The organism is Neopoerus faecalis, assembly GCF_029218125.1.
In the GTDB taxonomy this organism is placed as follows: Bacteria; Bacillota; Clostridia; order Oscillospirales; family Oscillospiraceae; genus Oscillibacter; species Oscillibacter faecalis_A.
In genome coordinates, this window is sequence record NZ_JARFXX010000005.1 from 79,626 (window position 1) to 104,434 (window position 24,809).

24 protein-coding genes and 1 other annotated feature are annotated in these 24,809 nt (G+C 59.0%); of the genes, 15 read left to right on the plus strand and 9 right to left on the minus strand.

Features of this window, described 5'->3' with window-relative positions; genetic code table 11:
- Positions 1–4: 4 nt before the first annotated feature.
- Genes mnmG through PY311_RS07565 form a run of 3 tightly spaced genes read left to right on the plus strand, consistent with a single transcriptional unit; the run spans position 5 to position 3,950 of the window.
- Positions 5–1,876, plus strand: coding sequence for a tRNA uridine-5-carboxymethylaminomethyl(34) synthesis enzyme MnmG (gene mnmG / locus PY311_RS07555; protein ID WP_286148067.1), 1,872 nt, complete (start codon positions 5–7; stop codon positions 1,874–1,876).
- 13 nt (positions 1,877–1,889) lie between these two features.
- A complete protein-coding gene (locus tag PY311_RS07560) occupies positions 1,890–3,218 on the plus strand; it encodes a MurT ligase domain-containing protein (RefSeq protein WP_286148069.1) in 1,329 nt (442 codons plus the stop codon).
- Positions 3,219–3,221: 3 nt separating this feature from the next.
- Positions 3,222–3,950 (plus strand): type 1 glutamine amidotransferase, encoded by a 729-nt coding sequence (locus PY311_RS07565; RefSeq protein ID WP_286148070.1) that lies wholly within the window; start codon positions 3,222–3,224, stop codon positions 3,948–3,950.
- A 97-nt stretch (positions 3,951–4,047) separates the two neighbouring features.
- Here PY311_RS07565 and PY311_RS07570 read toward each other — a convergent pair whose 3' ends face one another.
- The 6 genes from PY311_RS07570 to PY311_RS07595 all read right to left on the minus strand — a co-directional run bounded on the left by PY311_RS07570 (position 4,048) and on the right by PY311_RS07595 (position 9,249).
- A complete protein-coding gene (locus PY311_RS07570; protein ID WP_286148071.1) occupies positions 4,048–4,446 on the minus strand; it encodes a hypothetical protein in 399 nt (132 codons plus the stop codon).
- A gap of 155 nt (positions 4,447–4,601) precedes the next feature.
- The gene (gene gpmI / locus PY311_RS07575) at positions 4,602–6,116 is read right to left on the minus strand and encodes a 2,3-bisphosphoglycerate-independent phosphoglycerate mutase (protein ID WP_286148072.1); all 1,515 of its coding nucleotides are present in this window, start codon (positions 6,114–6,116) and stop codon (positions 4,602–4,604) included.
- Positions 6,117–6,186: 70 nt separating this feature from the next.
- Entirely contained in the window at positions 6,187–6,960 is a 774-nt protein-coding gene (gene tpiA, locus PY311_RS07580) for a triose-phosphate isomerase (RefSeq protein ID WP_286148073.1), read from the minus strand.
- 233 nt (positions 6,961–7,193) lie between these two features.
- Positions 7,194–7,322 carry a hypothetical protein gene (locus tag PY311_RS07585; RefSeq protein WP_286148074.1) on the minus strand — a complete coding sequence of 43 codons (129 nt, stop codon included), beginning with the start codon at positions 7,320–7,322 and terminating at the stop codon, positions 7,194–7,196.
- Positions 7,323–7,392: 70 nt separating this feature from the next.
- Positions 7,393–8,661, minus strand: coding sequence for a phosphoglycerate kinase (locus PY311_RS07590; RefSeq protein WP_286148075.1), 1,269 nt, complete (start codon positions 8,659–8,661; stop codon positions 7,393–7,395).
- Positions 8,662–8,757: 96 nt separating this feature from the next.
- Positions 8,758–9,249, minus strand: coding sequence for a tRNA (cytidine(34)-2'-O)-methyltransferase (locus PY311_RS07595; RefSeq protein ID WP_286148076.1), 492 nt, complete (start codon positions 9,247–9,249; stop codon positions 8,758–8,760).
- Between the two features lie 292 nt (positions 9,250–9,541).
- Between PY311_RS07595 and PY311_RS07600 the strand changes: the two genes are divergently transcribed.
- Positions 9,542–10,027, plus strand: coding sequence for a hypothetical protein (locus PY311_RS07600; protein WP_286148077.1), 486 nt, complete (start codon positions 9,542–9,544; stop codon positions 10,025–10,027).
- Positions 10,028–10,073: 46 nt separating this feature from the next.
- Positions 10,074–11,033: a ribose-phosphate pyrophosphokinase gene (locus tag PY311_RS07605; protein ID WP_286148078.1), complete on the plus strand. Its 960-nt coding sequence runs from the start codon at positions 10,074–10,076 to the stop codon at positions 11,031–11,033.
- Between the two features lie 527 nt (positions 11,034–11,560).
- On the opposite strand, the gene PY311_RS07610 is transcribed toward PY311_RS07605, so the two are convergent.
- Positions 11,561–12,193, minus strand: a complete 633-nt coding sequence (locus PY311_RS07610; RefSeq protein ID WP_286148079.1) for a thiamine diphosphokinase — start codon at positions 12,191–12,193, stop codon at positions 11,561–11,563.
- A gap of 127 nt (positions 12,194–12,320) precedes the next feature.
- On the opposite strand from PY311_RS07610, the gene arcA reads away from it, so the two are divergent.
- From arcA to PY311_RS07635, 5 genes are all read left to right on the plus strand, one after another.
- The gene (gene arcA / locus PY311_RS07615) at positions 12,321–13,544 is read left to right on the plus strand and encodes an arginine deiminase (protein WP_286148080.1); all 1,224 of its coding nucleotides are present in this window, start codon (positions 12,321–12,323) and stop codon (positions 13,542–13,544) included.
- Between the two features lie 68 nt (positions 13,545–13,612).
- The gene (gene argF, locus PY311_RS07620; protein WP_286148081.1) at positions 13,613–14,611 is read left to right on the plus strand and encodes an ornithine carbamoyltransferase; all 999 of its coding nucleotides are present in this window, start codon (positions 13,613–13,615) and stop codon (positions 14,609–14,611) included.
- A gap of 56 nt (positions 14,612–14,667) precedes the next feature.
- Positions 14,668–16,032, plus strand: a complete 1,365-nt coding sequence (locus tag PY311_RS07625) for a YfcC family protein (RefSeq protein ID WP_286148082.1) — start codon at positions 14,668–14,670, stop codon at positions 16,030–16,032.
- Between the two features lie 90 nt (positions 16,033–16,122).
- The gene (locus PY311_RS07630; protein WP_286148083.1) at positions 16,123–17,079 is read left to right on the plus strand and encodes a peptidylprolyl isomerase; all 957 of its coding nucleotides are present in this window, start codon (positions 16,123–16,125) and stop codon (positions 17,077–17,079) included.
- A 236-nt stretch (positions 17,080–17,315) separates the two neighbouring features.
- A complete protein-coding gene (locus PY311_RS07635) occupies positions 17,316–18,572 on the plus strand; it encodes an acetyl-CoA C-acetyltransferase (RefSeq protein WP_286148084.1) in 1,257 nt (418 codons plus the stop codon).
- Here PY311_RS07635 and PY311_RS07640 read toward each other — a convergent pair.
- Positions 18,517–18,987 (minus strand): pyridoxamine 5'-phosphate oxidase family protein, encoded by a 471-nt coding sequence (locus tag PY311_RS07640; RefSeq protein ID WP_286148085.1) that lies wholly within the window; start codon positions 18,985–18,987, stop codon positions 18,517–18,519. The two genes, PY311_RS07635 and PY311_RS07640, sit on opposite strands and share 56 nt — an antisense overlap.
- 316 nt (positions 18,988–19,303) lie before the next feature.
- Positions 19,304–19,556 (plus strand) — a binding site (T-box leader).
- Positions 19,557–19,610: 54 nt separating this feature from the next.
- On the opposite strand from PY311_RS07640, the gene PY311_RS07645 reads away from it, so the two are divergent.
- Genes PY311_RS07645 through mmuM form a run of 5 tightly spaced genes read left to right on the plus strand, consistent with a single transcriptional unit; the run spans position 19,611 to position 24,145 of the window.
- The gene (locus PY311_RS07645; protein WP_286148086.1) at positions 19,611–20,819 is read left to right on the plus strand and encodes a M20 family metallopeptidase; all 1,209 of its coding nucleotides are present in this window, start codon (positions 19,611–19,613) and stop codon (positions 20,817–20,819) included.
- A gap of 37 nt (positions 20,820–20,856) precedes the next feature.
- Positions 20,857–21,726: a transporter substrate-binding domain-containing protein gene (locus PY311_RS07650; RefSeq protein WP_286148087.1), complete on the plus strand. Its 870-nt coding sequence runs from the start codon at positions 20,857–20,859 to the stop codon at positions 21,724–21,726.
- 27 nt (positions 21,727–21,753) lie between these two features.
- Entirely contained in the window at positions 21,754–22,425 is a 672-nt protein-coding gene (locus PY311_RS07655; RefSeq protein WP_286148088.1) for an amino acid ABC transporter permease, read from the plus strand.
- Between the two features lie 7 nt (positions 22,426–22,432).
- Positions 22,433–23,161 (plus strand): amino acid ABC transporter ATP-binding protein, encoded by a 729-nt coding sequence (locus PY311_RS07660; protein ID WP_350309720.1) that lies wholly within the window; start codon positions 22,433–22,435, stop codon positions 23,159–23,161.
- Between the two features lie 27 nt (positions 23,162–23,188).
- The gene (gene mmuM, locus PY311_RS07665; protein WP_286148090.1) at positions 23,189–24,145 is read left to right on the plus strand and encodes a homocysteine S-methyltransferase; all 957 of its coding nucleotides are present in this window, start codon (positions 23,189–23,191) and stop codon (positions 24,143–24,145) included.
- A gap of 63 nt (positions 24,146–24,208) precedes the next feature.
- On the opposite strand, the gene PY311_RS07670 is transcribed toward mmuM, so the two are convergent.
- Positions 24,209–24,790, minus strand: a complete 582-nt coding sequence (locus PY311_RS07670; protein WP_286148092.1) for an L-2-amino-thiazoline-4-carboxylic acid hydrolase — start codon at positions 24,788–24,790, stop codon at positions 24,209–24,211.
- Positions 24,791–24,809: the final 19 nt, after the last annotated feature.

Consider the following 24,809-nt stretch of genomic DNA (forward strand, 5'->3'; position numbering starts at 1 on the left):
AGCTATGGATACCTTTTTTGCCGGACAATTTGATATCGCTGTCATCGGCGCGGGCCACGCCGGCATCGAGGCGGCGCTGGCCGCCGCCCGCCTTGGCCTTGAGACCATCGTTTTTACCATCAATCTGGACGCTGTGGGCAATATGCCCTGCAATCCCGCCATCGGCGGCACCGGCAAGGGCCACCTTGTCCGGGAACTGGACGCGCTGGGGGGCGAAATGGCCAGAGCGGCGGACGAGTGCTGCATTCAGTACCGCCTTTTGAATCTGCGGAAGGGGCCCGCTGTCTGGTCTCTCCGGGCGCAGGCGGACCGCCGGAAGTATCAGGAGCGGATGAAGCACACGCTGGAGCTGCAGGACCATCTGACCGTGCGGCAGGGACAGGTGACAGAGGTGCGGACAGAGCACGGCGCGGTCAGCGCCGTTGCGCTCTCCACCGGCGCGGTGTACGGGGCGCGGGCTGTGGTTTTGGCCACGGGCACGTATCTGAAGGGCCGCACCATCATCGGCGACTGCGTGGAGGACTCCGGCCCGGACGGAATGCACGCTGCCGGGCCGCTGACGGACTCCCTTTTGAAGCTGGGGCTGCCTCTGCGGCGGTTCAAGACCGGTACGCCGCCCCGGGTCAACGCCCGGACGGTAGACTTTGACGAAATGGAGGTTCAGCCGGGGGACGAGCGCCCGGTGCCGTTTTCCTATTCCACGGAATCGCCGCCCCACAACCGGGCGGTGTGCTGGCTGACATGGACCACGGAGGAAACGAAGCGCATCGTGCAGGAAAACCTCTCCCGCGCTCCCATGTACTCCGGGCTTATCGAGGGCATCGGCCCCCGGTACTGTCCCAGCTTTGAAACGAAGATCGTCCGTTTTCCGGATAAGCTCCGCCACCAGCTTTTTGTGGAGCCTATGGGACTGAATACCGAGGAGCTGTATATACAGGGCTTTTCCTCCTCCATGCCGGAGGAGGTGCAGGTGCAGATGCTTCACAGCGTTCCGGGCCTGCGCCACGCGGTGATGACCCGTCCGGCCTACGCCATTGAGTATGACTGCATTGACCCGCTGGCGCTGCTGCCTACGCTGGAAACGAAACAGGTTCCCGGGCTATACGGCGCGGGGCAGTTCAACGGCTCCTCCGGGTATGAGGAGGCTGCCGTGCAGGGCTTTGTGGCCGGTGTCAACGCTGCCCGGAAGCTGAAGGGGGAGAGCCCCTTTATCCTCTCTCGGGCGGAGAGCTACATCGGTACCCTCATTGACGACCTTGTGACCAAGGGCACCAACGAACCCTACCGCATCATGACCTCCCGCAGCGAGTACCGGCTGGTGCTGCGGCAGGACAATGCCGACCTCCGGCTGACGAAGCGGGGCTACGACATCGGCCTTGTGCCGGAGGAACGGCTCCGGGCGGTGGAGGAAAAGTACGCTGCCGTGGAGCGGGAGATCAAGCGGCTGGAGCATACCGGCGTGGCCCCCTCCCCGGCGCTGACGGAGTTCCTCACGGCCCACGGTACCGCCGACGCGCCGGATGGCTGCTCACTGCTGGCTCTTTTGAAGCGGCCTCAGCTCCATTATGCGGAGCTGGCCCCCTTTGACCCGGACCGCCCGCCGCTGCCCGCCGATGTTGCGGAGGAAATTGAAATTTCTGTGAAGTATGAGGGCTATATCAAGCGCCAGCTTCAGCAGGTGGCGGAGTTCAAGCGGGTGGAGGGGCATAAGCTCCCTCCGGACATGGATTACAATTCCATTCAGGGTCTCCGGCTGGAGGCGCGGGAAAAGCTCTCTGCCGTACGGCCTATGGATTTGGGACAGGCGTCCCGTATTTCCGGCGTCAGCCCCGCCGACGTAACGGCGCTGATGATCTGGTTGGAAAATAACCGCTGAAAGAAGGAGAACCATGCGAAAATTTTTAGCCATTGTGGTCTGCAAGCTGGGCCGCTTTGTGGGAAAGCTCATCGGCAAGGGCAGTTCCATGCCCGGCAAATTTGCCCTGAAGATATGCCCGGATATTTTGAAACGGGTGACGCTGCCGCCCCACATCATCGCTGTCACCGGCTCCAACGGCAAGACCTCCACTGTGGAGATGATCGCCACGGTGCTGCGGGCGCAGGGCAGGAACGTCATCTATAATGCCGAGGGCTCCAATCAGGTGGAGGGTGTTACCACCTTGATTTTGACCCACGCCACGCTGGGCGGCAGGGTCAAGGCCGATGTGCTGCTGCTGGAAAGCGACGAGCGCTATGCCGCCCACAGCTTCAAGTATTTTCACCCCACAGAGTTTGTCATCACCAACCTCTACCGGGACCAGCTCACCCGGAACGGCCACCCGGAGAGCGTGTTTGACGCCATTCTTCCCGCCCTCCACCCCGATACGGAGCTGATTTTGAACGCGGATGATCCGCTGTCCAGCTGCTTTGCCATCGGCCATGAGAAGGTGAAGTGGTTTGGGCTGGAGCACTGCGCCACGGATACGGACGCCCCCACCGGCGTGTACCATGACGGTGCCTACTGTCCGGTGTGCCATGCTCCCATGGCGTATGACTACGTGCACTATAATCACATCGGCGCCTACCGCTGTACCAAGTGCGGCCACGCCCGCCCCAAGCCCGATTACGCCGCCACGGCGCTGAATTTGACGGAGGGCGCGCTGACGCTGGATGGCCGGTTCACCGTGAAGCTGGCGTTCCGCAGCATCTACAATGTCTATAACATTCTGGTGGCCTATGCCGCCTGCCGGGAGTGCGGCGTGGAGGGCGGCGCCATTGCGGATACCCTCAGCAGCTATATCCTGAAAAACGGCCGGATGCAGACGTTCCGGCTGGGCCAGCACCACGGCACGCTGCTGACCTCCAAGCATGAAAATTCCATCGCCTATGATACGAACCTACGCTATATTGCCTCCACCAATCAGGACTGCACGGTGCTCATCATTGTGGACGCCGTGTCCAGGAAGTATTTCACCAGCGAGACAAGCTGGCTGTGGGACATCGACTTTGACCAGCTCAACGTCCCCCATGTGAAGCGGGTCATCATCTCCGGCCTGTACCGCAATGATCTGGCGGAGCGCTTCACCTTTACCGGTGTCCAAAATTGGGAGGTCATTCCCGGCATCCCGGACGCGGCGGCGGCCATCAAGGCCCAGGGCAGCGAGGATCTGTACGTGGTCACCTGCTTTTCTGACCGGGACAAGCTGCTGAATTTGCCGGATGTGGAGAAGGAGGGCTGAGTCATGGAATTGAAGCTGCTGCATTTTTATCCCGATCTCATGAGTCTTTACGGCAGCTATGCCAATGTGTCTATCCTGAAGCGGACACTGGAGGCCATGGGGAATACCGTTGCGGTGGAGCGGGTGCGCCCCGGCGAGGACGCCGACATCGCAGATGCCGATTTCATTTACATGGGCGCCGGTACGGAGCGGGCGCAGAAGGCCGCACTGGCGGACTTTGCCCGGTACGGCGCGGCTGTCAAGGCGGCGGCGGAGAACGGCACGGCCATGCTGTTTGCCGGAAACTCCATGGAGCTTTTGGGTGCGTCCATTACCGATGACGCCGGTAAGGTATACGCCGGTATCGGTCTTGCGGATTTTACCGCCGTGCAGGGGAAGAAGCGCTTTGTGGAGGATGTCTACGGCCATACCGCGCTTTTTGAAGACGCCGTAGTGGGCTTTGTGAATCGCTGTAGTGTCTTGACAGGTGTCAAGACACCTCTGCTGACGGATATGGAGCTGGGCTGCGGCAACGAGGGCCCCTGCGGCCCGGAGGGCTATCACAGCGGCAGCGTGTTCACAAGTCAGCTCACCGGCCCTATTTTAGTGAAGAATCCGGCGCTGCTGCGGATCATGGTGCAGACCATTTATAAGCATCGGGGCGAAAGCTGCCCGGAGGTGCCGGTGGACAATTACATGACGCAGGGCTGGGCCATCACGGCAGAGCAGCTAAAGGCCCGCTGCCGGAAATAAGAAAGAAAAAGAATGTAAAAGAGCACGGTGCAAACCGTGCTCTTTTACGCTATTTTTCAAAAAATGCCCCTTTTTGTTCTCTGACCTTTATCGTTTTTTATCCGGCGTTCAGCAATTTGTTTGCATAGCGGCTAAGCTGTTCACACGGTTCGTACTTTGTCTTATATCCGATACCGTTGATGATGACAAATGGATTGCATGCTGTAATTTTTTCCTGAGACCCATCGGCCATTGTGAGTGTGAACATAACCGTTTGACCGCAATAGTCGGTATATGAAGTATCTTCATTGTAGATGGTAACCTTGCGGAGATATGAAACAAGTTCTTCTGCATTTGTAATTTGGACTGTCTCATCCGGCGGAGATAAATAGACTGCTACGGAAGCAATATCGGATGCTTTCAAATCTTTATAGGGCATTTTCCCTCTCGAGATAATCACGCCTGCCGTCAGAACGACTATCACAACTGCCATAGCAATAACTGCTTTCTTTTTCATACGGCTCCCCCTTCAAAAGTGTGTTTCTATTTGTATAGACGAAAAAAAATGCCAAAGGTTCCGGCTTTTTATATCATAGAATTTTTCCTGACCGCAAAGGCAGATAAAAAGGGGATACCCTGTTTCAAAGGGTATCCCCGAATAGGCTCGACTATTTATTTTACGATCAGGGTATGTCCGTTCATTTCCTCCGGCACGGCAAGGCCCATTACGTCCAAAATGGTGGGGGCAATGTCGCACAGGCGGCCCTTCCGCAGTTCCGTTCCGGCGCCGCAGAGGATAAAGGGCACGGGATTGGTGGTGTGGGCGGTCATGGGGCTGCCATCCGGCTGCGTCATGACGTCCGCGTTGCCGTGGTCGGCGGTGATCATGGCGATGCCGCCCATCTTCATAGTGGCGTCCACCACACGGCCCACGCACTCGTCTACGGTCTCCACAGCCTTTACAGCCGCGTCAAACACGCCGGTGTGGCCCACCATGTCGCAGTTGGCAAAGTTCAGAATGATGACATCGTAAGCGCCGGATTCAATGCGCTCCACGCATTTGTCGCACACCTCGTAGGCGCTCATCTCCGGCTGGAGGTCATAGGTCGCCACCTTGGGGGAGGGGACCAGCACCCGGTCCTCGCCGGGGAACTGCGTCTCGCTGCCACCGTTAAAGAAAAAGGTCACATGGGCATATTTCTCCGTTTCCGCAATGCGGAGCTGCGTCATACCCAGCGTGCTGAGGTATTCGCCGAGGCCGTTGCGGACAACCAGCCGGGGGAAGGCCACCGTCACATTGGGCATGGCGGCGTCATACTCCGTGGTGCAGACGAAGTGCACGGGGAAATACTGCCGTGTGAACCCGTCAAATTCCGGGTCCACCAGCGTGCGGGTGATCTCCCGGGCCCGGTCGGGCCGGTAGTTGAAGAAGATCACGCTGTCATTATCGGAAATGGTGCCCTCCGGGTCACAGACCACCGGCTCCACGAACTCGTCGGTGACGCCGCTTGCATAGGCATCCTTCACGGCAGCTACAGGTACGGGATTGACTGCGGCGCCCTCGCCGTAGACCATGGCGTCATAGGCGGCCTCCACGCGGTCCCAGCGCTTGTCGCGGTCCATGGCGTAAAAGCGGCCCATGAGCGTGGCAATCTTGCCGACACCCAGCTCCCGGCACTTTTCCACGGTGCGGGTCACATAGTCCGCGCCGGAGGTGGGGGAAACGTCCCGCCCGTCCAAAAATGCATGGATATACACCCGCTCAAGCCCCTGCTCCTTTGCCATTTTCATCAGGGCAAAGAGGTGGTCGATATGGGAGTGGACGCCGCCATCGCTGAGAAGACCCATCAGGTGCAGGGCGGAGCCGTTTTCCCGGCAGGCGCGCATGGCATCAAGATAGGCGGGATTTTCAAAAAAGTCACCGTCCTCAATGGACTTGCTGATGCGGGGCAGGTCCTGAAACACTACACGGCCTGCACCGATATTGGTGTGGCCGACCTCGCTGTTGCCCATCTGCCCGGCAGGCAAGCCGACATCCAGCCCGGAGGCAGACAGCTCCGTATGGGCGTATTCCTGAAAGAACTGGTCCAGCCGGGGCGTGTTGGCGGCGGCGATGGCGTTGCCGGCGGTTTCCCGGCGCAGACCGAAGCCATCCATAATGATGAGCGTGGTGGGAGTTTTGTTCATAAAAACCTCATTTCGCAAAAAGCGCATGAATCAAAGAGAAAGCGGAGGGGGCTCGGCCCCCTCACTCTGCTTATTCCTGATTGGCGGCATTGATGATGTCCACAAACTGCTCGGGCTTCAGGGCGGCACCGCCGATAAGGCCGCCGTCGATGTCCGGCTGGGCCAGCAGCTCAGCGGCGTTCTTGGGATTCATGCTGCCGCCGTACTGAATGGTGACGCTGCGGGCCACCCGTGCGCCGTACAGGCCGCGGATGGTGGCACGGATGTTGGAGCAGACCTCACCGGCCTGCTCGGCCGTGGCGGTCTTGCCGGTGCCGATGGCCCAGATGGGCTCATAGGCGATGATGCAGCGGCGCAGCTTCTCGGCGGGAACGCCGTTCAGGGCGCTCTTGACCTGCAGGGCGATCCACTCGGCGGTCACGCCGGCCTCACGCTGCTCAAGGCTCTCGCCCACGCAGATAATGGGGCTCATGCTGGCGTTCAGCACGGCAAGGACCTTTTTATTGACGGTGGCGTCCGTCTCGCAGAAATACTGCCGGCGCTCGCTGTGGCCCACGATGACGTACTTAACGCCCAGATCCTTCAGCATATCGGCGGAAATTTCGCCGGTGTAGGCGCCCTTTTCCTCAAAGTAGACGTTCTCGGCGCCCACGGAGATCTTCAGATCCTTGAATGCCTTCATAGCAACGGAGATGTTGCAGGCAGGGACACAGATCAGCGTGTCGCACCACTTGGCGCGGGGCATGATCTTCTTCAGCTCCTCGGCAAACTTCTTGGTCTCCGTGGCGGTCATGTTCATTTTCCAGTTGCCGGCGATAACGGTCTTGCGGTATCTGCGATTCATAATTGCGTATTCTCCTTCATATCTGTATGGCTCTATCTGAGCTGTCCGCTCCGAAGCGGAGCAGGACGAAATCAATGGTCAAACCTATTAGGTTATAGCGAAAATGCGGGCATTTGTCAAGTATTTTCGGAGAAAATACGCTTTTTTGACAGAAAACCGGCAAATACGGTTGCAATTCGCGGCACTTGCGCTCAAGGGGAGATGCGCCGCAGTGGGGGAGAGAACACCGGACTTTACTTGTCCAGCAGGTACGCAGCGCTGGGGAGCTTTTTACCATCCATAAACTCCAGAGAGGCACCGCTGGATACAGCCGAAGCGCCGCCAGCGGCGGGTAAAGCGAGGCTGTATCGAGGAAGCGGCACGATTTGCAGCTCGGACAGAGCTGCAAATCGTAATGCCGCAACGGGGGATAGGCGGCGGTGAAGACAGCGATTACTTGTCCAGCAGACAGGCAACACCAGGAAGTTCTTTTCCCTCCATGAATTCCAGGGAGGCACCGCCGCCGGTGGAAATATGGGTCATTTTATCGGCGTAGCCCAACTGCTCCACAGCGGCCGCGCTGTCGCCGCCGCCGATAATGGTGATGGCATTTGTGCGGCTCAGGGCCTCGGCCACAGCCTTGGTGCCGGCGGCAAAGGCCGGGAACTCAAAAACGCCCATGGGGCCGTTCCAGATCACGGTACCGGCGCCGGCCACAGCCTCGCAGTAGAGCTTCACCGTTTCGGGGCCGATGTCGAGCCCCTGCCAGCCCGCAGGAATCTCACCGGCCTTGACCACACGGCTGTTGGCGTCCGGAGCGAAGGCGTCCGCAATGACGGTGTCCACCGGCAGCAGCAGCTTCACGCCCTTTGCCTTGGCCTTTTCCACCATTTCCAGCGCATAGGGCTCCCAGTCGGCCTCCAGCAGACTGCCGCCCACCTGACCGCCCATGGCGGCGGAGAACGTATAGGCCATACCGCCGCCGATGATGACGGTATCGGCAATGTCCAGCAGATTGCGGATGACGCCCAGCTTGGAGCTGACCTTGCTGCCGCCCAAAATGGCCACCAGAGGCCGCTTGGGGTTGGCCAGCGCGCCGCCGATGACCTCCAGCTCCTTTTCAATCAGGAAGCCGGACACGGCGGGGAGATAGGCGGCCACACCGGCAGTGGAGGCGTGGGCTCGGTGCACGGCTCCAAAGGCGTCGGATACATAAACCTCTGCCAGAGAGGCTAGTCTCTTGGCAAAATCAGGGTCATTTTTCGTCTCGCCCTTTTCAAAGCGGGTGTTTTCCAGCAGCAGCACCTCACCGGGCTTCAGAACGGCGGCCTTGGCCTGCGCGTCCGTGCCCACAACGTCATGGGCGAACTGGACATCCTGCCCCAGCAGCTCGCCCAGCCGCACGGCCACAGGGGCCAGCGTCAGCTTTTTCTGAGCGGTCTCCCATGCCTCGCGGGTCAGCTCGGCGGGATTTTTGCCCTTTTCCGTCTGCTTTTTCACCCACTTGTCATAGTCCGGCTCCGGCTTACCCAAATGGGAGCAGGCAATGACTGCCGCGCCCTGCTCCAGCAGATACCGGATGGTGGGCAGCGCGGCCACGATGCGCTTATCGCTGGTGATGGCGCCGGTCTTCTTATCCTGCGGCACATTGAAATCGCAGCGCAGCAGGACCTTCTTGCCCTTGACATCAATGTCGCGGACGGTTTTCTTCCGATCATTCATAAGCAAGCTCCTATCTAACAGTTTATGATTTCGTTTCCCGCGGCGCGGGAAGGGTAAGGGTAGTATGTCCACTGCCGGAGGGAGAGTCCTTCAAAATCAGGTGTTTGCCATTTCACCCACGCCCAGCAGGCCGGGGAAGTGATTTTGCCGCAGCGCCTCATATACGCACACGGCTACGGTGTTGGAAAGGTTCAGGCTCCGGGCCTCGTCAATCATCGGCAGGCGGATGCACCGCTCACGGAAGCGCTCCCGGAGGTCTAAGGGCAGACCGGCGGTCTCCTTGCCGAAAAACAGCCAGCAGTCCGGGGAGAACCGGGCCTCCTGATAGGACCGGGGGGCCTTTGTGGTGGTGAGCCAGCAGTCGGCGGCGGCCTCGGGGTGCTGTGCGAAGAAGATGTCCAGATTTTCGTAATCGGAGACCTCCACCAAATGCCAGTAGTCCAGTCCGGCCCGCTTCACCGCACGGTCGGAAATGTCAAAGCCCAGCGGGCGGATAAGATGCAGGCGGCTGCCGGTGGCGGCGCAGGTGCGGGCAATGTTGCCGCAGTTCTGGGGAATCTCCGGCTCCACCAGCACGATGTTCAGCATAAGGGGCCTCCTTTTCGGTTACTTATCATTGGAATAACTTATTGTAATCCTTTACGGCGGGAAATTCAACCGTATTGTGTGCAAATGCCGGATTCCTTCACCGGTTTTATACGGCGGCGGACAGAGCTTTCGGTGGCTTTGATGAAAAAGCCGGGAAACCGGGAAAAGATTTGGCGGAATTTACCGTGAACTTTTTTGCGGAAGGGCTGGATTTCCCGTAAAAGTTTGGTATAATGACATTGACTATGATTTGCGTGGCGGGTTCTGCCCCACAGACAGGAGGATGGCGATCATGAAGCATATCTGCCGAGCCGTACTGATTCTGGAGGAGGAATGTTCGATTCCCGCCGGACGCAAACCGCTGATGCTGGAGACCTTCCTGCACCGCCCCCTGATGGAACGGGCCGCGGCGCAGTGCTTGGCAGACGGTGTTCAGCGGTTTTTTATTGTCTGTCCGCCCCGTTTTGCGGCGGAGGCAGCGGCCTGCTTCCCGGAGGGAACGGCCGTTACGGTATCCGAGCAGCACGCGGAGCTGCTGGACTTTCTCGATACGGACGAGACCACGCTGGTGCTGTGCCGCGCGGCGGTGCCCTATGCCGAGGCCGGCCCCGGCTTTGCCTATGCGGCGCCGGGCCGGGAGCTGCGGGAGGTCTGGAAGGATCAAATGACCAACGCGGTATCCGGCGCAGAGCTGGTGCCGGGCTGGCTGCCGGTATTCGGGCCGGAGACCGTCCGGGAGCTGGAGACAGCGCTGGCGGACACGGAAAAGAGCTTGTAATTTTTATTTAAGATACAGAAAATACAGAAAAGAGAGGGAGTTTCCTATGATTTCTCACGGGAAGGACATCAAAGTTTTCTGCGGCAACGCCAACCGCCCCCTGGCAGAGGAGATCTGCCGCCTGATGGGGACAAAGCTGGGCGAAGCAGAGGTCAAGGGCTTTGCCGACGGTGAGGTCTCCGTTTCCCTGTACGAAACGGTCCGCGGCAGCGATGTGTTCGTTGTCCAGTCCACCTGCAAGCCCGTCAATGACAACCTGATGGAGCTGCTGGTGATGATCGACGCGCTGCGCCGTGCCTCTGCCGGCCGTATCACCGCCGTTGTCCCCTATTTCGGCTATGCCCGTCAGGACCGCAAGGCCAAGGCCCGCGATCCCATTTCCGCAAAGCTGGTGGCCAACATGATTACCGCCGCCGGCGCCGACCGCGTGCTGACCATGGATCTGCACGCCGCCCAGATTCAGGGCTTCTTCGACATCCCGGTGGACAACCTGCTGGGCAACCCCGTTTTCGTGGATTACTATGCCAAGAAGTTCGGCGATAAGTGCGAGGACATGATCGTGGTCTCTCCGGACGTCGGCTCCGTGGCCCGCGCCCGCGCCTTCGCGCAGAAGCTCCATATGCAGATGGCCATTGTGGACAAGCGCCGCCAGAAGGCCAACCAGTGCGAGGTCATGAACGTCATCGGCGACGTCAAGGGCAAGGACTGCGTGCTCTTTGACGATATGGTGGATACCGCAGGCTCCCTGTGCAACGCCGCCAAGGCCATTGTGGAGGTGGGCGGCGCCAATAAGGTCTACGCCTGCGCCAGCCACGGCGTTCTCTCCGGCCCCGCTATCGACCGTCTGGAGGCCAGCAACATCGAGGAGCTGGCTCTCCTGGATACCATTCCCGCCCATCCCGAGGCGAAGCGCGCCCGCATCAAGTACCTGACGGTGGCCCCCATGTTCTCCGATGCCATCGAGCGCACCTATCAGGAGATCTCCATCTCCAAGCTGTTCCGCTGATTAAGCTGCGGAGCGCCGCGTCATTGCAAAAAGCCAAAGCGCCCCTCCGATTTTCGGAGGGGCGCTTTTTATGCACGGCGGCGGCAAAGCCTTGCGGCGGGGAATGGGATATGATAAGATGTCAGGAGATCAGAATTTGCAGATTTGTTATATGGGAAATGTATTTTTACATTTGGGCGGGAAAACAAATTGAATGCAGTAAGCGAATAGGGAGGGAGTAAGCGTGGGGAGCATAATTGCGGCTGCGATACATAGCTTTGTTGGAAGTTTTTTTCTCTATTTTGTAATCATCCCTGTGAGCATAATATTTTTGGGGTATTTGGTTTATATTGTAGTAGAGTTAATAAAGGAAATAAAAAAGAAATAGAAAAAGATTTAGAATCAACAATATCCGGCTTGTTAGTGGAATTACGGTCAATATAGAAATCGAATATGCGGCAGCGGAGCTTTTAACTCCGCTGCCGTGCTTTTTTGCAGCTTCAATCAGAAATTTGAAATAATATTTCCGGGAGGCTTTCACTCTGCGTTCAGGCGTCCTTGGGGAAGACCTTGATGAGCAGCAGGGAACCCTCCTTCACGGAGACCGCGGCGGTCTGCCCCGGCAGCACCTCATTACTGGTGCCGTACTGGTACTCGCTGGTGATCTCCGCGTCCCGGAGCGGATATTTGCAGCCGGTCTCCGTGACGCCCCGGGCCGTACCGGTGATGTTCACCAGAGAGTAGTAGGGGAAGCTGTCGGGAATTTCCGCTGGCTCCGCGCCCACCATCCGCATTTCGGAAAAATCGTCCACCAGCACGGCGGATTTGCCAGCGTTTTGCAGCATGACCAGCAGATAGATATTCACCAGTGTGTGGTCCATGCGCCCGCCGGAAACGCCCACCAGCAAAAAATCCTCAAAGCCCCGGCGCAGCGCCTCCTTCACGGCGAACACCGTGTCGGTATCGTCCTTTACCGTAGGCAGGACAATGGTCTCCGCCGTGCTTTCGGGCCTCGGGTGGGAGTCAAAGTCCCCGACAATGAGGTCGGGATGGGCGCATAGCCGCTCCTGATGGTAAAGCCCGCTGTCGCAGTAAATACAGAAATCCTCCGGGCGAAGATAGCTCCGCACCCGGTCATAATTGTGAATATCGGCGCCGCCGATGATGACGCAGCGTTTCATAAGACCACATCCTTCCAATTTCCTATCATACCGCGCTTTTTCCGCCATCGCAACATTTTTATATCGGAACGCATGAAATCGGAAAAAGCAGAAATCCTAATGGCGTATTGCGAAAAGGAGTGATGGTATGGAAACAGGAATCCATAATACCTCGGAGATCGGGCGGCTGCGGAAGGTCCTGCTGCACCGGCCTGGACAGGAATTGGAAAATCTCATGCCGGAGTATCTGGAGCGGCTGCTGTTTGACGATATTCCCTATCTCAAGGAGGCGCAGGCGGAACACGACGCCTTCGCCCAATGCCTGCGGGACGCGGGGGTGGAGGTGGTGTACCTCACGGACCTTGTGGTGGAGTCCCTCACCGGGCCGGAGGTGCGGCAGGCGCTTTTGACGCAGTTTTTAGACGAGGCGGGAGTGAAGGAACAGGGAGAGCGGGAGGCGGTGGAGGCATATCTCTCCGAGCTGGATGACCGGACCATGGTCTCCGCCATGATGGCCGGCGTCCGCCGCAGCGACCTGCGGCGACTGGGCGGAAGGCTCAGCGACCATCTCTCCGGGTTGGGGGAGGACTATCCCTTTGCCGTGGACCCCATGCCGAACCTCTATTTTACAAGAGACCCCTTTGCCACCATCGGCACCGGCGTGTCCATTCACAAAATGCATACCGTGACCCGAAACCGGGAAACGCTGTTCGGCCGCTTTATCTTTGAGCATAATCCGGCGTATGAGAACGCGCCCCGGTGGTATGACCGCAGCGCGGAGTCCTCATTGGAGGGCGGCGACATCCTTGTGCTGTCTCCGGAGGTGCTGGCGGTGGGCATTTCCCAGCGGACGGAGGGAGATTCCATTGACCAGCTTGCCCGGACGGTGCTCTCCCGGAGCAAAACGTTCAAAAGGGTGCTGGCCTTCAATATTCCCAAGAGCCGCTCGTTCATGCACCTTGACACGGTGTTCACCATGGTGGATAGGGACAAATTTACTGTGCACCCCAATATTTTAAGCGACATTACCGTGTTCGTCATGGAGCTGGACGGGGACGGGCAGATGAAAATCCGGCAGGAAAGCGGGCGGCTGGAGGATATTTTAAAGGAGCATCTGGGCCTGAGCCAAGTGACGCTGATTCCCTGTGGGCAGGGGCACACCATCGACGCCGCCCGGGAGCAGTGGAGCGATGGCAGCAACACGCTGGCCATCGCCCCCGGCGAGGTGGTGGTTTACACCCGGAACTATGTGACAAACCGGTCGCTGGAGGAGGCGGGAATCCGCATCCACGCCATTCCCAGCGCGGAGCTGAGCCGGGGCCGGGGCGGACCTCGGTGCATGAGTATGCCGCTTGTCCGCGATGACCCGTAAATAGGCGGCGGGCCGCGCTTTTGCGGTCGATCAAAAATTAAAATTCTCAAATAAAAGGAGAGATGACCATGGCAGTGAATTTAAAGGGCCGGAGCTTTCTGACGCTGGCGGATTTTACCCCCGGCGAGCTGCGCTATCTGCTGGACCTCGGCCACGATCTGAAAGCCAAGCGGCGTGCGGGCATCTGCGAGCCCACCATGAAGGGCAAGCACATCGTGCTGCTGTTTGAAAAGACGTCCACCCGCACCCGCTGCTCCTTTGAGGTGGCGGCCACGCAGGAGGGCGCCCATGTGACGTATCTGGACGCAAATTCCTCCCAGATGGGGAAAAAGGAGTCGCTGGAGGATTCTGCCAAGGTGCTGGGACGGTTCTTTGACGGCATCGAGTACCGGGGCTATGAGCAGTCCGTTGTGGAGGACCTTGCGAAATGGTCCGGCGTACCGGTGTGGAACGGTTTGACGGACGCCGACCACCCCACACAGATTTTGGCCGATCTCATGACCATTGAGGAGCACTGCAAAAAGCCTCTGAACAAGATCAAGGTGGTGTTTCCCGGTGATGTGCGGAACAATATGTGCTATGCATGGATGATGGGCGCCGCCAAGCTGGGGATGCACTTTGTCGCCATGGGACCGGAGGAGCTGGCAAAGCAGATGGACAAGGACGTGGTGAATTCCACGTTTGCCGAGGCCCGGGAAAATGGCGGCCTCATTGAGATCACCGATAACAAGGCGGACCTGAAGGGTGCGGACGTTATTTACGGCGATGTGTGGGCCTCTATGGGCGAGGAGGCGCAGATTCCCGAGCGGGTGCGGCTGCTGAGCCCCTTCCGGGTGACGGAGGAGACATTGAAGGCCACGGAAAATCCCGATGTGCTGTACCTGCACTGCCTGCCCTCGTTCCACGATTTTGAAACGAAGATGGCAAAGGAGTGGCATGACAAGGGCGTGGACATCCGGGAGGTCACGGACGAGGTGTTCCGCTCCCGCCACAGCGCTGTCTTTGACGAGGCGGAAAACCGGATGCACTCCATTAAGGCCATTATGGTGGCCACCATCGGGAAATAAGCCCGCTCCGGCGGGCGGAGAAACGGGGGATTCCTCTGGAACAGCGCAAGCTCCGTATGCCAACGGCATACACGATTTTGTTCTGCCTCATCATTTTTGTGGCCGTGACCACATGGTTTATCCCGGCGGGCAGCTATGACTATGCCGATGGGGTACCGGTCTCCGGCAGCTATCACACTGTTGACCCGGCGCCTCAAGGCGCAGGCGCGGTGCTGAAGGCCGCGTTCAACGGGTTTTATAACGCCGTGGACGTCTGCGTATTCATTTTGATGGTGGGCGGCTTTTTAGGCGTGGTGATGAAGACCGGGGCCATTGACGCCGGGGTCAGCAACCTCATTGCCCGGCTTCAGGGGCGGGAAAACCGGCTCATTACGATTTTGATGCTGTTTTTCGGCTTGGGCGGCACCACCTACGGAATGTGGGAGGAGACCATGGCGTTTTTCCCGCTGCTGCTGCCGGTGTTCCTTGCAGCGGGGTATGACGCCGTGGTGGGCGTGGCGGTGGTGCTGCTGGGGGCCGGAGCGGGGGTCATCGCCTCCACGGTGAACCCCTTTGCCACCGGCATTGCCGCCGGGTTTGCCGGGGTGACGCTGGGAGACGGGCTTCTCTGGCGGGTGCTTCAATTCATTGTGTTCGAGGGCATTGCCATCTGGTATGTTTCCGCCTACGCCGCAAGGATAAAGCGGGACTCCAGCCGCTCCGTGGTTGGAATCGGCGCCGGGCGGCTCCACGCCGATGTCGGCACGGTCACGCCCCTGACACGGCGGCACATCGCCGTTTTGATCGTGTTTGCCGCCACGTTCCTCATCATGGTCTATGGCGTGATTCCCTTTGATGAGATGGGACTGTCGCTGCCGGTGCTGGGATGGTGGTTCCCGGAGCTGTCCGCCCTGTTTTTAGTGGCGGGCATTGTGGTGGGCCTCATGGACCGGCTGGGAGAGGTGGAGCTGGCGGAGACCTTTGTTTCCGGCTGCACCGACCTTTTGGGCGTGGCGTTCATCATCGGCATCAGCCGGGGCATCACAGTGCTGATGAACGATGGGCGCATTACCGACACCATTCTCCACTGGGGAGAAGCGGCCCTCTCCGGGCTGGGCGCGGTACCCTTTGTGCTGCTGGTGTATCTCATTTACCTGCCGCTGTCCGTGTTCATCCCTTCGTCCTCGGGCCTTGCGACCCTTTCCGTGCCGGTGGTGGCGCCGCTGGGGCAGTTTGCCGGTGTCACCGGGGACGCAGTGGTCACGGCGTTCCAGTCCGCCTGCGGCCTTGTCAATCTGGTGACGCCCACTGCCGCCGTAGTCATGGGTGCGCTGGCGCTGGGGCGGATTCCTTATGAGAAGTGGCTGAAATTTGTGTGGAAGCCGGCGGCGGCCTTTTTGCTGCTGACGATGCTTATTTTAGTAGCCGCTGTGATTCTCTAATAGTTATGCCGGGGCCATCAGGCCCCGGCGCTTACATATTCCGCCGGAACCGCGCATAGATATGGAGAAAAACGGTCACGGAGGGATGCTATGAATCTGCGGAGCATAGCGCCGGTTTTGCTGCTGTGCCTGCTGCTGGCAGGCTGCGGCGCGGCAGAGCGCGAAGAAGAAACAGGCGCGCTGGAGAGCGCGGCGGGGCTGACAGAAAATCAGGAGGATTTTTTGACGGTGGATGGCGAGGCCGTTCCGGCGTGGCGCTATCTCTACTGGCTGGCGATGGACTGCCGGAGACTGGAGGAACAGTACGCGGCGGCGGACGAGCCGCTGGACTGGGACGCGGCCTTATCGGAGGGAGAGACCCCGGCGGGGGTGGCAAAGGCAGCCGCATTGGAGGATATGGTGCTCTGCGCTGTAACGGAGCGCTGGGGTACACAGTTCGGCTGCGCCCTGACGCCGGAGGAGCGGGCGGCGCTGACGCCGTGGGACAGCCCATGGCTCACCGAGGCGCAGGGGACGGTGCTGGCGGAGACTGCGGCGCTGTACGGAAAATTGTATGAGTTGTGCAAAACGCCGGGGAGTCCCCTGTATCCGGCGGCGGGGGAGCTGGAGGCATTTGAGGCGGCGGGAGATTTTTTAGAGGCGGAGCGGCTGCTCGTTCCGTTTTCCGGGGACAGGGACGCGGACCGCAGCCACGCGGCGGAGCTGTTTTCCGAAATCAACAGTGCGGCGGACCCGGCCGCCGCCTTTGAGACGCTGATGACAGACTGCGGCGGCACAATGACCGAGGCGGACTGGACGCCATCGCTCCGGGACGCGGCGCTGGCGCTGGAGCCGGGACAGGTCTCCGGTATTTTGGAGGGCGCGGCGGGCTATCTCATTCTGCGGCGGCTGACGACCGATGAAGAAACGTTGCGTTCGGCGCATTTTGACAGCCTCTTGCGGGCGGCTGCGGCAGACTGCGTTGTTCAGGTGAACGATGCATACGAGGCGCTTCAGCCGGGAAAATTCATGGCCGCGCTGGGCCGGAACGGCGGGGAAGTAGAGTGACATTGTTAAAATTTCGTCAATTTAGACGAAAGTACCAAGCGTTTTGTTAAGTATTTAACAAAATTTTGCGAAATGCCAGATTTTCATTGACGCAACCTCTGAAAACGCTTATAATCCAAATTGTTCAGAGAGGACTGAGACGGTTCGTCAAAAAAATAACAAGCCGCCTCCGCTCAGAAAAAAAGGAAACCCGGCGGAGCCTTCCGCCTATAAAAAACACAAATTGGAGGATCACCATGAAAGAACTTTATGTTGTGAACTGCTGCCGTACCGCCATCGGCTCCTTCGGCGGCTCCCTGAAGAACACCCCCGCTGTGGACATGGGCGCTATCGTGGTCAAGGAGGCCCTCAAGCGCGCTAACGTCGCTCCCGAGAACGTGGACGAGCTGATGTTCGGCTGCATCCTCACCGCCGGCCAGGGCCAGAACCCCGCCCGTCAGGTCTCTGTGAAGGCCGGTATCCCCTATTCTGTTCCCGCCTACACCGTTGGCATGGTCTGCGGCTCCGGCATGAAGTCCGTCATCGAGGGCGCCCGCTCCATTCTGGCCGGCGACTCCGACATCGTGGTCTGCGGCGGCACTGAGAACATGAGCGCCGCTCCCTACACCCTGCCCGATGAGCGCTGGGGCGCCCGTATGAGCGACAAGAAGGTCGTGGACGAGATGATCAAGGACGGCCTGTGGGACGCTTTCAACAACTATCACATGGGTACCACCGCTGAGAACATCAATGATATCTGGGGCATCACCCGCCGCGAGCAGGACGAGTTTGCCGCAGCTTCTCAGCAGAAGGCCTGCGCTGCCCGCGACTCCGGCCGTTTCGATGACGAGATCGTTCCCGTCCCCGTGAAGGTCAAGAAGGAGATCGTGGAGTTCAAGCGCGATGAGTATCCCAAGGAGAACGTCACCGCCGACAGCATCGCAAAGCTCCGCGGCGCTTTCCCCGTGGGCCCCGAGTCCCCCAATCCTCAGGTTGTGAACACCTTTGAGCCCACCGGCATTCAGGACGCCGATGATAAGGGTACGCCCCGCGTGACCGCCGCCAACGCTTCCGGTATCAATGACGGTGCTGCCGCTATCGTGCTGGCCTCCGGCGAGGCTGTTGAGAAGTACGGCCTGAAGCCCATGGTCAAGCTGATCGGCTGGGGCCAGGGCGGTGTTGATCCCAAGATCATGGGCGTTGGCCCCGTGGTGGCTTCCCGCGCCGCTATGGCCAAGGCCGGTGTGAAGATCGAGGACATCGATCTGGTGGAGGCCAACGAGGCATTCGCCGCTCAGTCCATCGCTGTAGCCCGTGAGCTGCACTTCGACATGAGCAAGGTCAACGTCAACGGCGGTGCTATCGCTCTGGGCCATCCCGTCGGTGCTTCCGGTGCCCGTATCATCGTCACCCTCATCCACGAGATGATGAAGCGTCCCGAGGCCAAGAAGGGTCTGGCTACCCTCTGCATCGGCGGCGGCATGGGTACCGCTGTTGTGGTGGAGAAGGTCTAAGATAACAGTCAAATCGAAAGAAAACGAAAAAAGGACTGCGGCGAAAGCCGCAGTCCTTTTTTCGTTTATAGGGGAGAGCCTTTGCGGCGTTATCCCCGGTGGTCGCACCGTTGAACATTTTCACTACCATGGCCTTGAAGGTATTGACCACCGCGCCCTCGGTGATATATCGGGCTGTGCCCTTGACCTGATAGCCCTCAAGGCTTTGGGCGTCATATATAGAGACAGCGATTTTCCCATGATTGGCGGCGATGTTCTTCAGGGTTGTGTCCAGAAACACATCCCCCACCACCAGCTTGCCCTCCGGGGTCACGTCCTTGAAGGCGACGGGCACAACGTTGGGCTCACCGTCCATACAGGTAGCAAGGTCCCACAGTCCGCTTTTCAGCAGCTTTACGGCATTTTCATTCAGCATGATGATTTCCTCCTTGTATTTCGGGCCGCGGGGCCCGTCTGCTGCGCTGATTATAAGCCGGATATGAGAGCGGGGAAAGATATGGGCCAATTTATGAGTCGCTCATAAATTACAGAGCGGCAGGGTGAGGGCGGCACTTTGCGGATAGGTATTCAATAAAAGCACAGAGGTGCACGGCTGTGAAAATTGCCGCTTTTTGGGTGGGCATACAAAATTGAGAAGAAAATGCGGAGCGGAATTTGGCGGAAACGTTGGTTGATTTTCTGCCGAAAGGTAGCGTATAATCAACCCTATCAAATAAATGGTTAAAACACTTCAAGATGCAGTGACGGGGTAAGTACCTCTCTTTCCCCCGCTTTTCAGAGAGTCCGGTTGGTGTAAAAGGACAGGCGGTTGAGAGCGAAGATGGCCTCTGAGCATCGGTGGTGAGTCCCAAGGGATAAGCTGCCGCCGGGTCCGCCCGTTACAGCGTTCTTCCGTTAATCGCCTGTTGGGCGCCGACGGAGCTGAGGCGATGGCTGAGAGGCCATCGTAAAACAAGGTGGTACCGCGAATCGTTCGCCCTTGTGCTTCTACGGAAGCACAAGGGCGTTTTTATTTTCCGTACCGAAAGGGAGAGAGCCATGGAAGAAATCAAGAAAAAGCTGTTTGCGGCGGAGGACGCCCATAAAGAATGGTTTGAGGAGATCAGCCGCACGGTGTTTCAGCACCCGGAGCTGGGCGACCGGGAATTTTTCTCCTCACAATATCTGGCCGACGAGATGCGGAAGGCGGGCTTCCGGGTGGAAAAGCCCTACTGCGGTATGGAGACCGCGTTCCGCTGTGAGCTCGGCGAAGCGGGTGAGGGCCCCACGGTGGCGTTTCTGGCGGAGTATGACGCCCTGCCCGGCTACGGTCCCAACGGCGACCAGAACGGCCATGCCTGCGGCCACAACTGGATCGCGGCCAGCACCTTTGCCGCCTGCGTGGCCCTGAAGGAGCTGAAGGAACAGGTGGGCTTCCCCGGCAGAATCGTCTATATGGGTACGCCGGCGGAGGAGACCACCAGCGGGAAGATCACCCTGATTGACCGGGGTGCTTTCCGGGATATTGACGCCGTATACCAGATGCACCTGGGTGAGACGAACCGGGTGGACAGCGCGGCGCTGGCCATGACCATTCTGCAATTTGAGTTCTTCGGCCTTGCGGCCCACGCCGCCGGCGCGCCGGAGAAGGGCATCAACGCGCTGGATGGCTGCATTCTTACCTTTAACGGCATCAACGCCCTGCGCCAGCACGTTACCAGCGATGTCCGCATCCACGGCATCATCAAGGATGGCGGCAAGGCGTGCAACATTGTGCCTGACCACGCGCTGATGGAGATTTATGTCCGGGCGGCGGACAAGAACTATCTGGAAACCGTCATCGAAAAGGTCTGCAACTGCGCCCGGGGCGCGTCCTTGATGACCGGCGCCCGGGTGGAGGTCACCCGGGACAAGTACACCACCTATGATATCCGCAACAACCCCCTGCTGGTGAAGCTGCTGGTGGAAAACCTTCACAGCCTCGGCATCACCCCCTTGCCCACGGCGGACCCGCTCCGCACGGCGGGGAGTACGGATATCGGCAACGTTTCCTATGAGGTCCCCACCTGCTACACCTACATGGGGACCATTGAGGCCGGCGCCGGTCCCGCCCGCACCCATGAGGCGGCGTTTCTGGATGTGGCGGACTCGGACATCGCCCACCGGCTGCTGCATCAGGGCGCCAAGGCCATGGCCGCGTCCGCGCTGGACCTCTACCTCCGCCCAGAGCTGGTGGCGGAGCTGAAAAAAACGAAGTACCCGCTGTAAACAAAAATTAAAATAAAAAATTTGGGAGGAAATTCCGATGAAAAAGAAAAACTGGTTTGCCCTGCTGCTCACCGCAGCGCTGTCTTTGTCCCTGTTGACCGGCTGCGGCGGCAGCTCCAAGCAGTCCGAAGCCGCCTCCGGCGACAACAGCGCCGACGCTCCCGCCGCCAGCGAAAGCCGGCTGGACAAGGTGCTGGCGGCCGGAAAGATCACCAACGTCTGTGAGCCCTATTTTGCCCCCTATGAGTTCATTGACAACACCAAGTCCGGTCAGGAGCAGTTCCTGGGCGCCGATATGGAGCTGGCCCGGTACATCGCCAAGGAACTGGGCGTGGAGCTGGAGATCGTGCCGCTGGAGTGGAGCGCCGTGCTGACGGGCGTTGGCGCGGGCAAGTACGATATGGCTGTGGCCGGCATGGCCTATACCCCGGAGCGGGCGGAGACCATGGCTATGTCCAAGGTCTATAAGCCCGGCGGGGATCAGGGTCTGCTGGTCCCGGCGGACAAGGTGGATGAGTACACCTCTCTTGCTGATTTTGCCGGTAAGAAGGTGGGCTTCCAGAGCGGCACCGTGCAGGAGCAGAACGTGCTGACCCAGCTGCCCGACTCCGAGCCTGTTACGTTTGACATCATCCAGAACGCCGTGCTGGCGCTGGACAGCGGCAAGGTGGATGCGGTGTCCGTGTCCATTGCCAACGGTGAGATGTTTGTTTCCACCAATCCCAAGCTGGCGGTTTCCACCGTTCAGTTTGACAACAGCCAGAACGGCAACGTCATCGGCTTCCCCAAGGGCGAAACCGAGCTGGTGGACGCCGTAAACAAGATCATTGACGAGGTGCTGGAGCAGGGCTTGTATGACCAGTGGCTGGAGGAAGCCACGGTCGAGGCCGAAAATCTGGGCCTGTAAGATCAGGCCGCCGGGAGGGGAATTACATTGCTTTCATTTATAGAAAATATCGGCCTGATTTTGCAGCGCTACGGCGCCGTATTCGCACAGGGCCTCTGGAATACACTGTGGCTATCGTTTGTATCCGTGTTTTTTGGTACTTTTCTGGGTATTCTGGTGGCGCTGGGTAAGCTCTCTCGGCACAAGCTGCTCAACGGTGTGGTGAGCACCTATATTGAGATCATCCGGGGTACCCCGATTTTGCTTCAGCTTTATTTCTTCTGGCTGGCTCTGCCGAATATTCTGCCGAGCATTTCGGATACGACCTGCATTTTAAGCGCACTGGTGGTGAATGCCAGCGCCTATATCGCGGAGGTCATCCGGGCGGGCATTCAGGCAGTGGACGCCGGACAGCGGGAGGCGTCCCTCAGCCTTGGCATGACGGAGCGGGCCATTATGACAAAGGTCATTTTCCCGCAGGCCATCAAGAACATTCTGCCGGCGCTGGGTAACGAGGTCATTGTGATGATCAAGCAGACGTCCCTGGCCTCCGTGTTCTTCTTCGGCGAGCTGATGACCGCCTATAAGCAGGTGCAGTCCACCACGTTCCTTGCGCTGGAGCCGCTGACCATTTCCGGCTTGATCTACCTGTTCCTGACGGTGACGCTCTCCCGCATCACCCGCCACTTTGAAAAGAGGATGAAGCAGAATGAACGATAAAAATGTAATTCTTCAGGTACGGGGCCTGCAAAAAAACTTTGGCGAGCTGGAGGTACTCAAGGGCCTTGATCTGGACATTCACGAGGGCGAGGTCATTTCTATCATCGGCCCCTCCGGCTGCGGCAAGTCCACCTTCCTTCGGTGCCTGAATCTGCTGGAGAAGCCGGACGGCGGCTCCATTTGCTTTGAGGGACAGGAGGTGACCGGGGCCAAGACCGATGTGACCGCCTACCGCCGGAGAATCGGCATGGCGTTCCAGCACTTCAACGTATTTCCCCATCTGACGGTTTTGAATAACGTAACGCTTGCCCCGGTGAGCAACAAGATGATGACGGAGGCACAGGCTGTTGAAAAGGCCAAGGTCCTGCTGGACCGCGTGGGCCTTGGCGACAAGCTGGACGAGTACCCCACGAAGCTCTCCGGCGGACAGAAGCAGCGCCTTGCCATTGTCCGGGCTCTTGCACTGGAGCCGCAGGTGATTCTCTTTGACGAACCCACCTCCGCGCTGGACCCGGAAATGGTCATGGAGGTGCTGGATGTGATTCGGGAGCTGGCGGAGTCCGGCATGACGATTTTGATTGTGACCCACGAGATGGGCTATGCCCGGGAGGTCAGCGACCGCGTCCTCTTTATGTACGGCGGGCAGATCGCGGAGTCCGGCACGCCGGAGGAGGTCTTTGACCACACGAAGACCGAGCGGGCCAAGGATTTCTTCCGCAAGGTCATCCATTCCTGATTTTTAACTGCAAAAGGAGTATTGAAAATGCGTATTTCTCTGGAAGAGACTCTGAAAAAGGCCGGCGGCATTCTGGTGATCGACGGTTCCATGGCCACAGCGCTGGAGGGCCTTGGCTGCGATTTGAACAATTCCCTGTGGACCGCGAAGGCGCTGGAACGGCAGCCGGAGCTGGTGAAGCAGGTGCATCTGGACTATTTCCGCGCCGGTGCGGACTGCGGCATTACGTGCAGCTATCAGGCCACGATTCCGGGCCTGAAAAAGAACGGCTGCTCCGAGGCGGAGGCGGAGGCTCTGATTGTCCGCTCCGTGGAGATTTTTAACGAGGTGCGGGAGAACTGGTGGCAGAACGAGGGTAAGGCGCAGGGCCGTGTCTATCCCCTTTGCCTTGCCGGTATCGGTCCCTACGGCGCGTATCTGGCAAACGGCGCGGAATACCGGGGCCGTTACGGCGTTTCCAAGGAGGTGCTGCGCCAGTTCCATGCCCGCCGGATGGAGCTGCTGTGGAACGCCGGGGCCGACCTGCTGCTCATCGAGACCCAGCCCTCCCTGCAGGAGGCGCTGCTGGAGGCCGATCTGGCCGAGCAGATGGGAGCGGATTACTGGGTCAGCTTTACCTGCGGGGACGATACCCACACATGGGAGGGCGATGACATCCGGGACTGCGCCAAGGCGCTGTCCGAAAATCATCCCCACCTGAAGATGATCGGCGTGAACTGCGTGGCGCCCCATCTGGTGTCCGGGCTGGTGGAGAAGCTGAAGGCAAGCTGTGATCTGCCTATCGGCGTGTATCCCAACTCCGGCGAGACCTATGACCCCATCACGAAAACATGGTCCGGTCCCAAGGATGGTGTCCGTTTCGGGGACTATGCCTATCAGTGGATGGAGGCGGGGGTCTCCGCCATCGGCGGCTGCTGCCAGACGGTAGCCGACCACATTCGTCAGGTCACGGAGGCCCGGAAGCGCTTTTTGAAGCGCGGATGAGGCAAGCAAAAATAAAAAAGAGCAGGCGTACATACGCCTGCTCTTTTTATTATGTGGGTATTTTCATTTTTTGAAAAAGTGAAAATCGCAGCAATCGCCGCCGTAGCCCAGCGTTTGGGTGCGGGCAAAGCCCAGCTTCCTCAGTCCACCGTAGGCCACGTTATCCACCTCGCAGAACAGGGGGCACAGCTCCGCGCAGCCGTTTTCCACGCAGGCCGTGTGCCAGAGGCACTTTTTCATCGTGACCTCAAAGTGGTCTTTACCGTGGGACTGCGTGCTCTCCCACAAATCGCTCTTTCGCACCACCCGCAGAAAAATGCGGCTATACAGGAAGTAAAAGCCAGGAATGGCCTCCATTTTTGCCGTGGAGGAATGCTTTTCCGGTGCAACGATCTCAAGCATATAGGCCCGCATGGTCTTGTAGGCGTCCTCGTGGGGAAAGTGCTCCGAGAGCGCCTTGTACAGCGCGACGCGGGGGAGAATCGTCTCGGTCAGCGTTTTCATCTGATTGGGCGACTTGCCCTCCGTGCGGGCGATACACCCTTGGAGCAGCGCCTCCTGCCGCTCAAACAGCGTACTGTCACTGTCTCCGCCGAATTTTTCGCTTAAAAATGCCCTGATCTGCTGTTGCTGCTTGATCTGCATGGCTGCGATGCCTCTTTCA

Bases quoted from the DNA above. Each gene is read 5' to 3' on its own strand.
- mnmG (WP_286148067.1), top strand. From the start codon at position 5: ATGGATACCTTTTTTGCCGGACAATTTGATATCGCTGTCATCGGCGCG.
- PY311_RS07560 (WP_286148069.1), top strand. From the start codon at position 1,890: ATGCGAAAATTTTTAGCCATTGTGGTCTGCAAGCTGGGCCGCTTTGTG.
- PY311_RS07565 (WP_286148070.1), top strand. From the start codon at position 3,222: ATGGAATTGAAGCTGCTGCATTTTTATCCCGATCTCATGAGTCTTTAC.
- PY311_RS07570 (WP_286148071.1), bottom strand. From the start codon at position 4,446: ATGAAAAAGAAAGCAGTTATTGCTATGGCAGTTGTGATAGTCGTTCTG.
- gpmI (WP_286148072.1), bottom strand. From the start codon at position 6,116: ATGAACAAAACTCCCACCACGCTCATCATTATGGATGGCTTCGGTCTG.
- tpiA (WP_286148073.1), bottom strand. From the start codon at position 6,960: ATGAATCGCAGATACCGCAAGACCGTTATCGCCGGCAACTGGAAAATG.
- PY311_RS07590 (WP_286148075.1), bottom strand. From the start codon at position 8,661: ATGAATGATCGGAAGAAAACCGTCCGCGACATTGATGTCAAGGGCAAG.
- PY311_RS07595 (WP_286148076.1), bottom strand. From the start codon at position 9,249: ATGCTGAACATCGTGCTGGTGGAGCCGGAGATTCCCCAGAACTGCGGC.
- PY311_RS07600 (WP_286148077.1), top strand. From the start codon at position 9,542: ATGAAGCATATCTGCCGAGCCGTACTGATTCTGGAGGAGGAATGTTCG.
- PY311_RS07605 (WP_286148078.1), top strand. From the start codon at position 10,074: ATGATTTCTCACGGGAAGGACATCAAAGTTTTCTGCGGCAACGCCAAC.
- PY311_RS07610 (WP_286148079.1), bottom strand. From the start codon at position 12,193: ATGAAACGCTGCGTCATCATCGGCGGCGCCGATATTCACAATTATGAC.
- arcA (WP_286148080.1), top strand. From the start codon at position 12,321: ATGGAAACAGGAATCCATAATACCTCGGAGATCGGGCGGCTGCGGAAG.
- argF (WP_286148081.1), top strand. From the start codon at position 13,613: ATGGCAGTGAATTTAAAGGGCCGGAGCTTTCTGACGCTGGCGGATTTT.
- PY311_RS07625 (WP_286148082.1), top strand. From the start codon at position 14,668: ATGCCAACGGCATACACGATTTTGTTCTGCCTCATCATTTTTGTGGCC.
- PY311_RS07630 (WP_286148083.1), top strand. From the start codon at position 16,123: ATGAATCTGCGGAGCATAGCGCCGGTTTTGCTGCTGTGCCTGCTGCTG.
- PY311_RS07635 (WP_286148084.1), top strand. From the start codon at position 17,316: ATGAAAGAACTTTATGTTGTGAACTGCTGCCGTACCGCCATCGGCTCC.
- PY311_RS07640 (WP_286148085.1), bottom strand. From the start codon at position 18,987: ATGCTGAATGAAAATGCCGTAAAGCTGCTGAAAAGCGGACTGTGGGAC.
- PY311_RS07645 (WP_286148086.1), top strand. From the start codon at position 19,611: ATGGAAGAAATCAAGAAAAAGCTGTTTGCGGCGGAGGACGCCCATAAA.
- PY311_RS07650 (WP_286148087.1), top strand. From the start codon at position 20,857: ATGAAAAAGAAAAACTGGTTTGCCCTGCTGCTCACCGCAGCGCTGTCT.
- mmuM (WP_286148090.1), top strand. From the start codon at position 23,189: ATGCGTATTTCTCTGGAAGAGACTCTGAAAAAGGCCGGCGGCATTCTG.
- PY311_RS07670 (WP_286148092.1), bottom strand. From the start codon at position 24,790: ATGCAGATCAAGCAGCAACAGCAGATCAGGGCATTTTTAAGCGAAAAA.